Source organism: Methylobacterium sp. FF17 (assembly GCF_025813715.1).
In the GTDB taxonomy this organism is placed as follows: domain Bacteria; phylum Pseudomonadota; class Alphaproteobacteria; order Rhizobiales; family Beijerinckiaceae; genus Methylobacterium; species Methylobacterium flocculans.
In genome coordinates this window covers 5,615,805-5,630,018 of the sequence record NZ_CP107532.1, presented here as the reverse complement: position 1 = coordinate 5,630,018, position 14,214 = coordinate 5,615,805, and the positions used below count along the sequence as shown (strand labels likewise).

Below are 14,214 nucleotides of genomic sequence, written 5' to 3'. Positions count from 1 at the left end.
CCAGATTGGACGGAGGCTATCATGGCCAAAGAGAAATTTGCGCGTACGAAGCCGCACTGCAACATCGGCACGATTGGTCACGTTGATCACGGCAAGACGTCGCTGACGGCGGCGATCACGAAGGTCCTGGCGGAGTCGGGCGGGGCGACGTTCACGGCCTACGACCAGATCGACAAGGCGCCGGAGGAGAAGGCGCGCGGGATCACGATCTCGACGGCGCACGTGGAGTACGAGACGGCCAACCGTCACTACGCGCACGTGGATTGCCCGGGCCACGCCGACTACGTGAAGAACATGATCACGGGCGCGGCGCAGATGGACGGCGCGATCCTGGTGGTGTCGGCGGCCGACGGCCCGATGCCCCAGACCCGCGAGCACATCCTGCTCGCCCGCCAGGTCGGCGTGCCGGCGCTGGTGGTGTTCCTCAACAAGGTGGATCTGGTCGACGACGCCGAGCTCCTCGAGCTCGTCGAGATGGAGGTGCGCGAGCTCCTCTCGAAGTACGACTTCCCCGGCGACGACATCCCGATCACCAAGGGTTCGGCCAAGGTGGCGCTGGACAACGGCGACAAGGCTGTCGGCCACGACGCCGTGCTGGCGCTGATGGCGTCGGTGGACGCCTACATCCCGCAGCCGGAGCGCCCGATCGACAAGCCGTTCCTGATGCCCATCGAGGACGTGTTCTCGATCTCGGGCCGCGGCACGGTGGTGACGGGTCGCGTCGAGCGCGGCATCGTCAAGGTCGGCGAGACCGTGGAGATCGTGGGCATCCGCGACACCCAGACCACGACGGTCACGGGCGTCGAGATGTTCCGCAAGCTCCTCGACCAGGGCCAGGCCGGCGACAACGTCGGCGTGCTCCTGCGCGGCACCAAGCGCGAGGACGTCGAGCGCGGCCAGGTCGTCTGCAAGCCCGGCTCGGTCAAGCCCCACACCAAGTTCAAGGCCGAGGCCTACATCCTCACCAAGGAGGAGGGCGGCCGCCACACGCCGTTCTTCACCAACTACCGCCCGCAGTTCTACTTCCGCACCACGGACGTGACCGGCGTGTGCGTGCTCCCCGAGGGCACCGAGATGGTGATGCCCGGCGACAGCGTGACCATGGACGTCACCCTGATCGTGCCGGTCGCCATGGAAGAGAAGCTGCGCTTCGCCATCCGTGAAGGCGGCCGTACCGTCGGCGCAGGCGTCGTCGCCGCCATCAACGAGTAAGCGTCCGTCCCAAACGAACACGTCCGCAGGGAACGATTGAGGGGCGGGTCCTCGCGCCCGCCCCTCCATTGTCCCGCCAAGGTTTCAGGTCATGAACGGTCAGAATATTCGCATCCGCCTCAAGGCGTTCGACCATCGCATTCTCGATGCGTCGACCCGCGAGATCGTCTCGACGGCTAAGCGCACCGGCGCCACCATCCGTGGTCCGATTCCGCTGCCGACGCATATCGAGAAGTTCACCGTCAACCGCTCGCCGCACATCGACAAAAAGTCGCGCGAGCAGTTCGAGATGCGCACCCACAAGCGCGTCCTCGATATCGTCGATCCGACGCCGCAGACCGTGGACGCGCTGATGAAGCTCGACCTCGCCGCCGGCGTGGACGTGGAGATCAAGCTCTAAGTCCCCGCGGGGATTTAGAGCTTACCGTAGAATCGCGCGAGGGAGACACCTATGCGCTCAGGCGTCATCGCACAGAAGGTCGGCATGACCCGCATCTTTACAGATGCTGGGGAACATGTGCCCGTCACAGTGCTCAAAATCGATCAATGCCAGGTGGTTGCCCACCGTACCGTCGAGAAGAACGGCTACGTCGCCCTTCAGGTCGGCGTCGGTAAGGCCAAGGTGAAGAACGTGTCGGCTGCCGAGCGCGGCCGGTTCGCGGTCGCCAAGGTCGAGCCCAAGCAGAAGCTCGCCGAGTTCCGCGTGTCCGAGGACAAGCTGATCCCGGTCGGCGCCGAGATCACGGCCGATCACTTCATCCCGGGCCAGTTCGTCGACGTGACGGGCACCACCACGGGTAAGGGTTTCGCCGGCGGTATGAAGCGCTGGAACTTCGGCGGTCTGCGCGCCACCCACGGCGTGTCCATCTCGCACCGCTCGATCGGTTCGACCGGTGGCCGCCAGGATCCGGGCAAGACCTTCAAGAACAAGAAGATGCCCGGCCACATGGGCGTCGACCGGGTCACCACCCAGAACCTGCGCGTCGTGCGTACGGACCCGGAGCGTGGCCTCATCCTCGTCGAAGGCGCCGTCCCCGGTGTCGCCGGCGGCTGGATCCAGATCCGCGACGCGGTGAAGCGCAAGCTCCCCGCCGACGTTCCGCAGCCTGGCAAGTTCCGTGAGCTTGGCGCTTCCGCCCCGGCCACCGAAGCGCCGGCTCCCGAGGCTCCCGCTTCCGAGGAGAACGCGTGATGAAGCTCGATATCACCACCCTCGACGGCGAGGGCGCCGGGTCGGTCGACCTCAACGAGACCATCTTCGGTCTCGAGCCCCGCGTCGACCTGCTTCAGCGCATGGTGCGCTGGCAGCTCGCCAAGCGTCAGGCCGGAACCCATGCGGTCAAGAACCGTTCGGACGTGAACCGGACCCGCAAGAAGCTCTACAAGCAGAAGGGCACGGGTAACGCCCGTCACGGTGCCGCCTCCGCTCCGCAGTTCCGCGGCGGTGGACGTGCCTTCGGTCCGGTCGTGCGCAGCCATGCTCACGATCTTCCGAAGAAGGTCCGTGCGCTCGCCCTAAAGCACGCGCTCTCGGCCAAGGTGAAGGATTCGACCCTCATCATCGTCGACGACGTGAAGCTGACCGAGGGCAAGACCAAGGCGCTCGTCGAGCGCTTCGAGAAGATGGGCCTGTCGAGCGCACTGATCATCGGCGGTGCCGAGGTGGACGTGAACTTTGCACGCGCCGCCCGCAACATCCCGCAGATCGACGTGCTGCCGATCCAGGGCATCAACGTCTACGACATCCTGCGTCGCGACAAGCTCGTGCTGACGCGCGCAGCGATCGATGCGCTGGAGGCGCGTTTCCAATGAGTGCCGATCCGCGCCACTACGACATCATCGTCTCCCCGGTCATCACCGAGAAGGCGACGAACCTCACCGAGCAGAACAAGGTCGTTTTCCGGGTTGCCCCGAAGGCGACGAAGCCGCAGATCAAGGAAGCGGTCGAGAAGCTGTTCGACGTCAAGGTCACGGGCGTGAACACGCTCGTTACCAAGGGCAAGAAGAAAATTTTCCGCGGGCTTCGCGGACAGCGTTCGGACGTGAAGAAAGCGATCGTGACTCTCGCCGAGGGTGAAACGATCGACGTCACGACCGGCCTCTGAGACAAGTCGGGTTAAGGATTACCACCGATGGCCTTGAAGACATTCAAACCGGTCACGCCGAGCCTTCGCCAGCTCGTGCTCGTCGACCGCCGTGAGCTCTACAAGGGCAAGCCGGTCAAGAAGCTCACCGAGGGCAAGTCGTCGTCCGGCGGCCGCAACAACCTCGGCCGCATCACGGTCCGCTTCCGTGGCGGCGGTCACAAGCGCACGCTTCGCAACGTGGACTTCAAGCGTCGCGAGCAGATGGGCGTGGCCGCCACGGTCGAGCGGATCGAGTACGATCCCAACCGCACCGCGTTCATCGCGCTGATCGCATTCCCCGACGGTACGCAGAGCTACATCCTGGCTCCGCAGCGCCTGTCGCCGGGCGACAAAGTGATCGCGGCCGAGCAGGTCGACATCAAGCCCGGCAATGCCGGTCCGGTCGGCAACATGCCGGTGGGCACGATCGTCCACAACGTCGAGCTCAAGATCGGCAAGGGCGGCGCGATCGCCCGCTCCGCCGGCAACTATGCCCAGATCGTCGGACGCGATCAGGGTTACGTCACGCTCCGCCTGAACTCGGGTGAGCAGCGTCTGGTCCACGGTCAGTGCTTCGCCAGCGTCGGCGCGGTCTCCAACCCGGACCACATGAACATCTCGCTCGGCAAGGCCGGCCGCAATCGCTGGCTCGGCAAGCGCCCGCACGTTCGCGGCGTTGCCATGAACCCGGTCGACCACCCGCACGGCGGCGGCGAGGGACGGACCTCCGGCGGCCGTAACCCGGTCACGCCGTGGGGCGTTCCCACGAAGGGGAAGAAGACCCGCTCGAACAAGCGGACCGACGTCTTCATCCTGTCCAGCCGTCATAACCGTAAGAAGTAACGCCCATGGCACGCTCGCTCTGGAAGGGGCCGTTCATCGACGGCTACCTCCTCAAGAAGGCCGAAGCCGCTCGCGGTTCCAGCCGTAACGAAGTCATCAAGATCTGGAGCCGCCGCTCCACGATCCTGCCGCAGTTCGTCGGGCTCACCTTCGGTGTGCACAACGGACAGAAGCACATCCCGGTCTACGTCTCCGAGGAAATGGTCGGCCACAAGTTCGGTGAGTTCTCGCCGACCCGCACCTTCCACGGTCACGCAGCCGACAAGAAGTCGAAGAGGCGCTGATCATGGGTAAGCCCGCCACTCCCCGCGCGCTCCCCGAGAACGAGGCCCAGGCCGTCGCGCGCATGCTGCGCGTCAGCCCGCAGAAGCTCAATCTCGTCGCGCAGCTCATTCGCGGCAAGAAGGTCGAGTCGGCCCTGGCCGATCTCGAATTCTCCCGCAAGCGGATCGCCCGCGAGGTCAAGAAGTGCCTCGAGAGCGCCATCGCCAATGCCGAGAACAACCATAACCTGGACGTCGACGATCTCGTCGTCTCCCAGGCGTTCGTCGGCAAGGCTCTCGTGCTCAAGCGCTTCCACGCTCGTGCCCGCGGCCGCGGCGCCCGTATCCTGAAGCCCTTCGCGAACCTCACCATCGTGGTGCGCGAAGTCCCGACCGCCGAAGCGGCGTGAGGAGGACCTGATGGGCCAGAAAGTCAATCCGATCGGTCTGCGGCTCGGTATCAACCGGACCTGGGACTCCCGCTGGTTCGCCCAGAAGGGTGAATACGCCAAGCTCATGCACGAGGACGTCGCGATCCGCGCCGCCCTCATGAAGCAGCTCAAGCAGGCTGCCGTCTCGAAGATCGTCATCGAACGACCGCACCGGAAGTGCCGCGTCACCATTCACTCGGGTCGTCCGGGCGTGGTCATCGGCAAGAAGGGCGCGGATATCGAGAAGCTCCGCAAGCTGGTCGGTACCCTGACCAAGGCGGAAGTCACGATCAACATCGTCGAGGTGCGCAAGCCCGAGATCGACGCCACCCTGGTGGCCGACTCGATCGCGCAGCAGCTCGAGCGCCGCGTCGCTTTCCGTCGCGCCATGAAGCGTGCCGTGCAGTCGGCGATGCGTCTCGGTGCCGAGGGCATCCGCATCAACTGCTCGGGCCGTCTCGGCGGCGCCGAGATCGCGCGCCAGGAATGGTACCGCGAGGGTCGCGTGCCGCTGCATACGCTGCGCGCCGACGTCGATTACGGTGTCGCCACCGCTTTCACGACCTACGGGACGTGCGGGATCAAGGTGTGGGTGTTCAAGGGCGAGATCCTCGAGCACGACCCGATGGCACAGGATAAGAAGGCGCAGGAAGAGGGTGGCCGTTCGGGCGGCCGTCGCGAGCGCGATGGTGAGGGTGGCCGCGAGCGCGGCCGGCGCGAGCACGCCTAACGGCGTGCCCGTGACCCCGTCACCCTGAGAAAGGTGTTGAGAGGCTGCCATGTTGCAACCCAAGAAGACCAGGTTCCGTAAGCAGTTCAAGGGTCGCATCCACGGTGCGGCCAAGGGCGGCTTCGACCTCAACTTCGGGACCTTCGGCCTGAAGGCCGTCGAGCCCGAGCGCATCACCGCGCGCCAGATCGAGGCGGCCCGCCGCGCGATCACCCGCGAGATGAAGCGCCAGGGCCGTGTCTGGATCCGGATCTTCCCGGACGTTCCGGTCACGGCAAAGCCCACCGAAGTCCGCATGGGCTCCGGTAAGGGCGCACCCGAGTTCTGGGCTGCCCGCGTGCATCCCGGACGTATCATGTTCGAAGTCGACGGCGTGGCCGAGGATGTCGCGAAGGAGGCCCTGCGCCTCGGCGCGGCCAAACTCCCGATCCGCACGCGCGTCGTTCAGCGCATCGCTGACTGAGGGAGGGGATCATGAAGTCGTCGCAGAGACAGTCGGATCTCGCCGCCCTGTCGCCCGATCAGCTGAACGATGAGCTGCTGAACCTGAAGAAGGAGCAGTTCAACCTGCGCTTCCAGGGCGCCACCGGCCAGCTCGAGAACGTCGCGCGGGTCCGCGAAGTCCGCCGCGATATCGCCCGCGTCCGTACGCTTCAGCGTCAGAAGACGCTGAAGTCCGCGCAGGCCTGAGGAGTACACCATGCCGAAGCGCGTATTGCAGGGCGTCGTCGTCAGCGACAAGGGCGAGAAGACCATCGTCGTGAAGGTGGAGCGCCGCTTCACCCATCCGGTGATGAAGAAGACCGTCCGTCGCTCCAAGAACTACCACGCCCACGACGAAGCCAACGTCGCCAAGGTCGGTCAGACCGTGTCGATCGAGGAGTGCCGCCCGTTTTCCAAGACGAAGACCTGGAAACTGGTCGAGGGTGCGTCCGCCCCGGAAGCGGTGGCCGCCGAAGCCTGACCGTCATGAACGGTCGATGAGGCGGGCGCAGAGTTCTGCGCCCGTTTTTTTGTCCGAATGCCTCTGGCGTCCGGATACGCCCGGCTCTTGGAGCACCGGATCACGGGAGACCCGTGCCCGGCCAACATTGCCGGTTCCGAAGGGGTGTATGCGAGGAAGTTCTTGCGTGCCTCGGCCGACTCGTGTAGTGGCCATGCCTTCGCGACATGTGAGAAGGGTGTTCGCACTCTTCGTACGCGGCGACCGCGCCGGTGTTTCACCACACCGATTGCGCGGTGCTTCATATGAGCCGGGGACATCAGATCCCCATCAGGCGTCGTCCGCCGGACAATACCGTCCGCGTGCGGAAACCCGCCTGAAACAATGGAAAGGTCACTGCCCGTGATCCAGATGCAGACGAATCTGGACGTCGCCGACAACTCTGGTGCGCGCCGCGTGATGTGCATCAAGGTTCTGGGCGGGTCGAAGCGTAAGTACGCCGGTGTCGGCGACATCATCGTGGTCTCCGTCAAGGAAGCGATTCCCCGGGGCCGCGTGAAGAAGGGCGACGTCATGAAGGCGGTCGTCGTTCGCACGGCGAAGGAAGTGAAGCGTCCCGACGGTTCGGTGATCCGCTTCGACAAGAACGCTGCCGTTCTGATCAACAATCAGAAGGAGCCGATCGGCACCCGCATCTTCGGACCGGTTCCGCGCGAGCTGCGCGCCCGCAACCACATGAAGATCATCTCGCTCGCGCCGGAGGTGCTGTAATGGCCGCCAAGGTCAAGAAAGGCGACAAGGTCGTCGTCCTCACCGGTCGCGACAAGGGTCGTTCGGGCGAGGTCATTCAGGTTCTCCCCAAGGAAGACCGTGCTTTCGTGCGCGGTATCAACTTGGTCAAGAAGCACCAGAAGCAGACGCAGAACCAGGAAGGCGGCATCGTCTCCAAGGAAGCTGCGATTCACCTGTCCAACATCGCTGTGGCCGACCCGAAGGACGGTCAGCCCACGCGCGTTGGTTTCCGCATTCTCGACGACGGCCGCAAAGTCCGGTTCGCCAAGCGCTCGGGGGATCTGATCGATGGCTGAGAAGAACGTTGACGGGTACGTCCCGCGCCTGCGCAAGCACTACGACGAAGTGGTGCGCCAGAAGCTGATCGAAGAGTTCGGCTACAAGAACCCGATGCAGGTCCCGGTCATCGAAAAGATCGTGATCAACATGGGCGTCGGTGAGTCGACCGCCGATTCGAAGAAGGCCTCCGTCGCCGCCGGCGACCTGGCCCTCATCGCCGGCCAGAAGCCGGTCATCACCAAGGCCCGCAAGGCCATCGCGACCTTCAAGGTCCGCGAAGGGATGCCGATCGGCTGCAAGGTGACGCTGCGCAAGCAGCGCATGTACGAGTTCATGGATCGCCTGATCACGATCGCGCTCCCGCGCGTCCGCGATTTCCGCGGCCTGAACCCGCGTTCCTTCGATGGCAACGGCAACTATGCCCTGGGCCTGAAGGAGCACCTCGTGTTCCCGGAGATCTCGTACGACAAGGCCGAGGCCACCTGGGGCATGGACATCGTCATCCAGACGACGGCCCGCACCGATGCTGAGGCGCGCGCGCTCCTCACGCAGTTCCGATTCCCGTTCCGGCAGTGAGCCCCCGTTAGGGTCTCAGACGCGGACACCGGAGAGAGAAATGGCAAAGAAAAGTTCGATCGAGAAGAACAAGCACCGCCAGGCGCTGGTGAAGCTCTACGCTCCCAAGCGCAAGGCGCTGCTCGCTACGGCGAACGACGAGTCCCTCGAAATGGAGGAGCGCTTCGAGGCGCGCCTCAAGCTCGCGGAACTCCCCCGCAATTCGTCGTCCACCCGCATCCGCAACCGTTGCGGCATGACTGGCCGTCCGCGCGCCTTCTATCGCAAGATGGGCATCTCGCGCATCGCGCTGCGCGAACTCGGCAACCAGGGTCTGATCCCCGGTCTCGTCAAGTCGAGCTGGTAAGGAGCAACCACCATGGTCAACGATCCCGTGGGTGATATGCTCACCCGCATCCGCAACGGTCAGCAGCGTCGCCGCAACGTCGTTCAGACGCCCGGCTCCCGCCTGCGCGCCAGCGTGCTCGACGTCCTCAAGTCCGAGGGCTACATCCGCGACTACGCGACCACGGATTACGGCAACGGCCGGACCGAGTTCGCGATCGAGCTGAAGTACTACGACGGCCAGCCCGTCATCCGCTCGATCCAGCGCGTGTCGAAGCCCGGCCGCCGCGTCTACTCGTCGGTCGGCGAGCTGCCGCGTGTCGCCGACGGTCTCGGCGTCACCATCGTGTCCACCCCGCAGGGCGTCATGGCCGACCACGAGGCGCGCGAGCGCAACGTCGGCGGCGAAGTGCTCTGCAAGGTGTTCTGATCTCGGACCTGGAGGAATCAAGGCGATGTCTCGCGTAGGCAAGAAGCCCGTTCCCGTCCCGTCCGGTGTGACGGCCACGGTGACCGGTCAAACGGTGAAGATGAAGGGCTCCAAGGGCGAGCTCCAGTACGTCGTTCCCAACGTGGTCGACGTGAAGTTCGAGGACGGCGCCGTCTCGGTGCAGCCCAAGAACCAGACCAAGGAGGCTCGCTCGCTGTGGGGCACCTCCCGGGCCCAAGTTGCGAACCTCGTCGAGGGCGTCTCCAAGGGCTTCGAGAAGAAGCTTGAGATCACCGGCGTGGGTTACCGCGCCGCGATGGCCGGCAAGGCACTGAAGCTCTCGCTCGGCTACAGCCACGACATCGAGTACGAGATCCCGGCCGGGATCACGATCGCGGTGCCGAAGCCCACCGAAATCGTCATCACCGGTATCGACCGGCAGGTGGTCGGCCAGGTGGCCGCCGAGATCCGCGACTATCGCGGCCCGGAGCCCTACAAGGGCAAGGGCGTGAAGTACGCGGGCGAGTTCATCTTCCGCAAGGAAGGCAAGAAGAAGTAAGGGCCGCCGAACATGTCACGCAAAATCGATGCACTCGACCGCCGCAAGGCGCGTGTGCGCCGCGCGCTGCGGGCGGCGGCCAATGGACGGCCCCGGCTCTCGGTGTTCCGTTCCTCCAAGCAGATCTACGTCCAGGTCATCGACGACGCGGCGGGCAAGACCCTCGCCGCGGCCTCGAGCCTCGAGAAGGATCTTCGCAGCGGCCTCAAGACCGGTGCCGACGTGTCGGCCGCCCAGGCTGTCGGCAAGCTCGTCGCCGAGCGCGCCAAGGCTGCTGGCGTCACCCAGGTGATCTTCGATCGCTCGGGCTACCTCTATCACGGGCGCGTCAAGGCGCTCGCCGATGCCGCCCGTGAGGGTGGCCTCGAGTTCTAAGATTGGCGGAGGAGGGCGGTTTGATCCGCCCTCCGTTCCAGACGATTCAAGCGAGCGGGTCCGCCACCCGCGCCAGTGAGATGGACATTCAGTATGGCACGTGAACGTGAAGGCGGGGGCCGCGGCCGCCGCGATGAGCGCGAAGAGCGCGACAGCGAGTTCGTGGACAAGCTTGTCCACATCAACCGCGTCGCCAAGGTGGTGAAGGGCGGCCGTCGCTTCGGCTTCGCAGCCCTCGTCGTCGTCGGCGACCAGAAGGGCCGCGTCGGTTTCGGCCACGGTAAGGCACGCGAAGTGCCTGAGGCGATCCGCAAGGCGACGGAAGCCGCCAAGCGAGGACTCGTCCGTGTGGCGCTTCGCGAGGGCCGTACGCTGCATCACGACGTCTACGGTCGTCACGGCGCTGGCAAGGTCATCCTGCGCGCCGCCCCCCAGGGTACCGGCATCATCGCCGGCGGCCCGATGCGCGCCGTCTTCGAGACGCTCGGCATGCAGGACGTGGTGGCCAAGAGCCTCGGCTCTTCGAACCCCTACAACCTCGTGCGCGCCACCTTCGAGGCGCTCAAGAACGAAGACAGCCCGCGCGCCGTCGCGGCCCGTCGCGGTCTCAAGGTGTCGGCCCTCCAGGCCCGTCGTCGCGATGCCGATCCGTCCGACATGTCCGAAGCAGCTGTGGCGTAAGGGGAGGGTCCGATGGCACAGAAGACACTCCGGGTCGAGCAGATCGGCTCGCCCATCCGCCGCGAGGGTGATCAGCGCGCGACGCTGATCGGCCTGAAGCTGAACAAGCTGCACCGGGTTTCCGAGCTGGAGGATACGCCCTCCGTGCGCGGCATGATCCGCAAGGTGCAGCACCTCGTGCGCGTCGTCAGCGACGCGGCCTGAGGGAGGGCATCATGAAACTCAACGAACTCCGCGACAACGACGGCGCCACCAAGAACCGGATGCGCGTCGGTCGGGGCATCGGCTCCGGCAAGGGCAAAACCGCGGGACGCGGCGTGAAGGGTCAGAAGGCCCGCACCGGCGTCTCCATCAAGGGCTTCGAGGGCGGTCAGATGCCGCTGCATCGTCGCCTTCCGAAGCGCGGCTTCAACAACCTGTACTCCACTGACCTGAACGAGGTGAACCTCGGTCGCGTCCAGCAGGCTGTCGACGCCGGCCGCATCGAGGCGGGCGCCACCGTGACCGTCGACACCCTGATCGCCGCCGGCATCTGCGCCCGCGCCCGTGACGGCGTGAAGCTCCTCGGCGTCGGCGAGCTCACCGCGAAGCTGACCTTCGAGGTCACCCGCGCGTCGAAGTCGGCGATCGAGGGTGTCGAGAAGGCCGGCGGCACGGTCACCGTGACCTACGGTGACGGCGTCTCGACCCGCGGCAAGCCTGCCCGCGTGGTTGCGTAGCCCCGCGTCTGACTTTAAGTCGAAGCTCTGAGCGGCGGCCCGTGCGACCTCGCGCGCGGCCGCCGTTCCCGTTTTTTCAAGGAGCGTGATCGTCTCTCCCGAGACGATGATCCGCTCCCGTCAGTATCGATTTCAGGAACCGGTGCCATGGCCTCAGCCGCCGAGCAGCTTGCCGCGAACCTCAATTTCGGGGCCATCGCGAAGGCCGACGAGCTCAAGAAGCGCATCTGGTTCACGCTGGGTGCGCTCATCGTGTTCCGCCTGGGCACGTACATCCCGATTCCCGGCATCGACCCGGATCAGTTCGCGCGGAACTTCCAGCAACAGGCGGGCGGCGTGCTCGGCCTGTTCAACATGTTCTCCGGCGGCGCCGTCGAGCGCATGGCGATCTTCGCGCTGAACATCATGCCGTACATCTCGGCCTCCATCATCATCCAGCTGCTCACCTCGGTGATCCCGAGCCTCGAAGCGCTGAAGAAGGAGGGTGAGTCCGGCCGTAAGGTCATCAACCAGTACACCCGCTATCTGACGGTGGTGCTCGCCCTGGTCCAGAGCTGGGGCATCGCCTTCGGCCTCCAGAGTTCGAGCGCGGCCATCGAGCCCGGTCCGTTCTTCATCCTCTCCACGGTCATCACGCTGACCGGCGGCACCCTGTTCCTGATGTGGATCGGTGAGCAGATCACCTCGCGCGGTATCGGCAACGGCTCTTCGCTGATCATCTTCGCGGGCATCGTCGCCCACCTCCCGGTGGCCATCGTCGGCGCCCTGGAACTCAGCCGGACCGGCGCGCTCTCGTCGGCCGTCATCCTCGGCATGGGTGTGGCCGCCATCGCGCTGGTCTACTTCATCGTGTTCATGGAGCGCGCTCAGCGCCGCCTCCTGATCAACTACCCAAAGCGTCAGGTCGGCAACCGCATGTACGAGGGCCAGACCTCGTTCCTGCCCCTCAAGCTCAACACCGCCGGTGTGATCCCACCGATCTTCGCCTCCTCGCTGCTGCTCCTGCCCGCTACCGTCGCCAGCTTCTCGGCCAATAACGGCGGCACCGGCATCCTCGCGACGATCACCACGTATATCGGCCACGGGCGGCCGCTCTACATGGTGCTCTACGCGGCCCTGATCATCTTCTTCGCGTTCTTCTACACCGCCGTGGTGTTCAATCCGCAGGAAACGGCGGACAACCTGAAGAAGCATGGCGGCTTCATCCCGGGCATTCGGCCCGGTGAGCGTACCGCGACCTTCATCGACAAGGTGCTGACGCGCATCACCCTGATCGGTGCGCTGTACCTGACCTTCGTCTGCCTGGTCCCCGAGATCCTAGCGTCGTATTCCTCGGCCAGCATCGGATTCGGCGGCACCTCGCTCCTCATCGTCGTCTCCGTGACGATGGACACGGTGGCGCAGATCCACGGGCACCTGATGGCGCACCAGTACGAGGGCCTCGTGAAGAAGGCCAAGCTGCGCGGGGCGACCCGGCGTCGTTGAGCGTGCCCAACGACCGGTCACTCACCGGTCGTCGCTTTTGTCGGACACTTGTGGACCCCCGCGTCGCGCGGAAGCTGCGGGGCATCCCAGAACTTCAGACCTGAGGAAACGACACCATGCGCATCATCCTGCTTGGGCCCCCCGGTGCGGGGAAGGGGACGCAGTCCGAGCGGATCGTGGCACGCTATGGCATCCCGCAGCTGTCGACGGGCGACATGCTGCGCTCCGCCGTTTCCGCCGGCACGCCGGTGGGCCTGGAGGCGAAGGCGGTCATGGAGTCGGGCGGCCTCGTCTCGGACGCCATCGTGGTCGGTATCGTCGCCGACCGGATCGAGGAGGCCGATGCCAAGGCGGGCTTCATCCTCGACGGCTTCCCCCGCACCGTCGAACAGGCGAAGGCCCTCGATGCCATGCTGGCGCAGAAGGGCATCGCCCTCGACGCCGTGGTGGAGTTCGTGGTCGACGAGAATGCCCTGGTCGGTCGCATCGCCAAGCGTGCGGAGGAGACGGCGGCCCGTGGCCAGCCCGTACGCAAGGACGATACGCCCGAGGTCTTCAAGACGCGCCTCGAAGCCTACCGGAAGCAGACCGCGCCGCTGTCCGACTACTATGCCGGCACCGGCCTCCTGCAGAAGATCGACGGTATGAAGCCGGTGGAGTCGGTGACGGGTGACCTCACCGACATCCTCGAGCGCTACGCGGCGACGTCCGCCTCCTAGCTGCGGCACACCGGCCGTTACGGCCGCATCGTCGCGACTTGGCATTGACAGTTCGGCCGGCCCGCGCTAGTGGGCCGGTCTTCGTTCAGGGAAATGGGTCCGGATCGCCTCTCAGGAGGCCGGTGCGGGCCGATTTGTCGTTTTGGACGGCGCGCAGGGGCCGGTCTCCACCGGACGCGCGTCACACCCCGGCACCGATGGATTTCGGCGCCCCATGGAGAGACACCTTGGCTCGTATCGCTGGCGTTAACATCCCGACAAACAAGCGCGTCGTCATCGCGCTTCAGTACATCCACGGCATCGGCCCCAAGAAGGCCGAAGAGATCACCGGCAAGGTCGGCATCCCGGCCGAGCGCCGCGTGAACCAGCTGACCGACGCCGAAGTGCTGTCGATCCGCGAGACCATCGACCTCGACTACCTCGTCGAGGGCGATCTGCGCCGCGAAGTCTCGATGAACATCAAGCGCCTGATGGATCTCGGCTGCTACCGTGGCCTGCGCCACCGCCGCAACCTGCCCGTCCGCGGCCAGCGCACGCACACCAACGCGCGCACCCGCAAGGGCAAGTCCAAGCCGATCGCCGGCAAGAAGAAGTAATTTTTTGGCATTGGGAGGCCGAGCGGTGCTCGGCCTCCTCACGTCGCGTCGGGTGTTCCGCAGTCGGGAGCCCGTTTGGCGGCTCGGTCATCGCGGATCGCGCCGCCATCACCGCAGAAACATCCCGAGCG

Annotated in this window: 25 protein-coding genes; all 25 read left to right on the top strand. The window is 65.5% G+C overall.

The window, feature by feature from the left end:
• The first annotated feature begins 21 nt into the window (after window positions 1–21).
• The 25 genes from tuf to rpsM all read left to right on the top strand — a co-directional run bounded on the left by tuf (window position 22) and on the right by rpsM (window position 14,083).
• Window positions 22–1,212 (top strand): elongation factor Tu, encoded by a 1,191-nt coding sequence (gene tuf, locus OF380_RS26785; RefSeq protein WP_056480538.1) that lies wholly within the window; start codon window positions 22–24, stop codon window positions 1,210–1,212.
• Window positions 1,213–1,303: 91 nt separating this feature from the next.
• Window positions 1,304–1,612, top strand: coding sequence for a 30S ribosomal protein S10 (gene rpsJ, locus OF380_RS26780; RefSeq protein ID WP_018044230.1), 309 nt, complete (start codon window positions 1,304–1,306; stop codon window positions 1,610–1,612).
• 51 nt (window positions 1,613–1,663) lie between these two features.
• Window positions 1,664–2,404: a 50S ribosomal protein L3 gene (gene rplC, locus OF380_RS26775; RefSeq protein ID WP_056183512.1), complete on the top strand. Its 741-nt coding sequence runs from the start codon at window positions 1,664–1,666 to the stop codon at window positions 2,402–2,404.
• Window positions 2,404–3,024 (top strand): 50S ribosomal protein L4, encoded by a 621-nt coding sequence (gene rplD / locus OF380_RS26770; RefSeq protein WP_264048652.1) that lies wholly within the window; start codon window positions 2,404–2,406, stop codon window positions 3,022–3,024. Before rplC ends, rplD begins: the two co-directional genes overlap by 1 nt.
• A complete protein-coding gene (locus tag OF380_RS26765; protein ID WP_056091577.1) occupies window positions 3,021–3,317 on the top strand; it encodes a 50S ribosomal protein L23 in 297 nt (98 codons plus the stop codon). The genes rplD and OF380_RS26765 overlap by 4 nt, the downstream gene beginning before the upstream one ends.
• Window positions 3,318–3,344: 27 nt before the next feature.
• Window positions 3,345–4,181 (top strand): 50S ribosomal protein L2, encoded by an 837-nt coding sequence (gene rplB, locus OF380_RS26760; RefSeq protein WP_264048651.1) that lies wholly within the window; start codon window positions 3,345–3,347, stop codon window positions 4,179–4,181.
• Between the two features lie 5 nt (window positions 4,182–4,186).
• Entirely contained in the window at window positions 4,187–4,465 is a 279-nt protein-coding gene (gene rpsS, locus OF380_RS26755) for a 30S ribosomal protein S19 (protein WP_055949278.1), read from the top strand.
• Window positions 4,466–4,467: 2 nt separating this feature from the next.
• Entirely contained in the window at window positions 4,468–4,854 is a 387-nt protein-coding gene (gene rplV, locus OF380_RS26750) for a 50S ribosomal protein L22 (protein WP_244010538.1), read from the top strand.
• Window positions 4,855–4,864: 10 nt separating this feature from the next.
• On the top strand, window positions 4,865–5,605 hold the full coding sequence (gene rpsC / locus OF380_RS26745; protein ID WP_056481096.1) for a 30S ribosomal protein S3: 741 nt from the start codon (window positions 4,865–4,867) through the stop codon (window positions 5,603–5,605).
• Between the two features lie 49 nt (window positions 5,606–5,654).
• A complete protein-coding gene (gene rplP / locus OF380_RS26740; protein WP_055949287.1) occupies window positions 5,655–6,068 on the top strand; it encodes a 50S ribosomal protein L16 in 414 nt (137 codons plus the stop codon).
• 11 nt (window positions 6,069–6,079) lie between these two features.
• Window positions 6,080–6,295, top strand: a complete 216-nt coding sequence (gene rpmC / locus OF380_RS26735; protein WP_018044221.1) for a 50S ribosomal protein L29 — start codon at window positions 6,080–6,082, stop codon at window positions 6,293–6,295.
• Window positions 6,296–6,305: 10 nt separating this feature from the next.
• A complete protein-coding gene (gene rpsQ / locus OF380_RS26730) occupies window positions 6,306–6,569 on the top strand; it encodes a 30S ribosomal protein S17 (RefSeq protein WP_264048649.1) in 264 nt (87 codons plus the stop codon).
• A gap of 381 nt (window positions 6,570–6,950) precedes the next feature.
• Window positions 6,951–7,319: a 50S ribosomal protein L14 gene (gene rplN / locus OF380_RS26725; RefSeq protein WP_055949294.1), complete on the top strand. Its 369-nt coding sequence runs from the start codon at window positions 6,951–6,953 to the stop codon at window positions 7,317–7,319.
• Entirely contained in the window at window positions 7,319–7,636 is a 318-nt protein-coding gene (gene rplX / locus OF380_RS26720; protein ID WP_055949297.1) for a 50S ribosomal protein L24, read from the top strand. Before rplN ends, rplX begins: the two co-directional genes overlap by 1 nt.
• Entirely contained in the window at window positions 7,629–8,195 is a 567-nt protein-coding gene (gene rplE / locus OF380_RS26715) for a 50S ribosomal protein L5 (protein ID WP_264048648.1), read from the top strand. Before rplX ends, rplE begins: the two co-directional genes overlap by 8 nt.
• Window positions 8,196–8,235: 40 nt before the next feature.
• On the top strand, window positions 8,236–8,541 hold the full coding sequence (rpsN, locus tag OF380_RS26710; protein WP_264048647.1) for a 30S ribosomal protein S14: 306 nt from the start codon (window positions 8,236–8,238) through the stop codon (window positions 8,539–8,541).
• Between the two features lie 12 nt (window positions 8,542–8,553).
• Window positions 8,554–8,949, top strand: coding sequence for a 30S ribosomal protein S8 (rpsH, locus tag OF380_RS26705; protein WP_055881679.1), 396 nt, complete (start codon window positions 8,554–8,556; stop codon window positions 8,947–8,949).
• 25 nt (window positions 8,950–8,974) lie between these two features.
• Window positions 8,975–9,508 (top strand): 50S ribosomal protein L6, encoded by a 534-nt coding sequence (rplF, locus tag OF380_RS26700; RefSeq protein WP_264048645.1) that lies wholly within the window; start codon window positions 8,975–8,977, stop codon window positions 9,506–9,508.
• A 12-nt stretch (window positions 9,509–9,520) separates the two neighbouring features.
• Window positions 9,521–9,883 (top strand): 50S ribosomal protein L18, encoded by a 363-nt coding sequence (gene rplR / locus OF380_RS26695; RefSeq protein ID WP_264048644.1) that lies wholly within the window; start codon window positions 9,521–9,523, stop codon window positions 9,881–9,883.
• A gap of 93 nt (window positions 9,884–9,976) precedes the next feature.
• The gene (gene rpsE, locus OF380_RS26690) at window positions 9,977–10,564 is read left to right on the top strand and encodes a 30S ribosomal protein S5 (RefSeq protein WP_264048643.1); all 588 of its coding nucleotides are present in this window, start codon (window positions 9,977–9,979) and stop codon (window positions 10,562–10,564) included.
• Window positions 10,565–10,576: 12 nt separating this feature from the next.
• Window positions 10,577–10,768: a 50S ribosomal protein L30 gene (gene rpmD / locus OF380_RS26685; protein ID WP_056183534.1), complete on the top strand. Its 192-nt coding sequence runs from the start codon at window positions 10,577–10,579 to the stop codon at window positions 10,766–10,768.
• An 11-nt stretch (window positions 10,769–10,779) separates the two neighbouring features.
• A complete protein-coding gene (rplO, locus tag OF380_RS26680; RefSeq protein ID WP_264048642.1) occupies window positions 10,780–11,283 on the top strand; it encodes a 50S ribosomal protein L15 in 504 nt (167 codons plus the stop codon).
• 147 nt (window positions 11,284–11,430) lie between these two features.
• Window positions 11,431–12,768 (top strand): preprotein translocase subunit SecY, encoded by a 1,338-nt coding sequence (gene secY / locus OF380_RS26675; protein WP_264048641.1) that lies wholly within the window; start codon window positions 11,431–11,433, stop codon window positions 12,766–12,768.
• Between the two features lie 116 nt (window positions 12,769–12,884).
• Entirely contained in the window at window positions 12,885–13,487 is a 603-nt protein-coding gene (locus tag OF380_RS26670; protein ID WP_264048640.1) for an adenylate kinase, read from the top strand.
• Between the two features lie 227 nt (window positions 13,488–13,714).
• Window positions 13,715–14,083, top strand: coding sequence for a 30S ribosomal protein S13 (gene rpsM, locus OF380_RS26665; RefSeq protein ID WP_264048639.1), 369 nt, complete (start codon window positions 13,715–13,717; stop codon window positions 14,081–14,083).
• The last annotated feature ends 131 nt before the right edge of the window (window positions 14,084–14,214 follow it).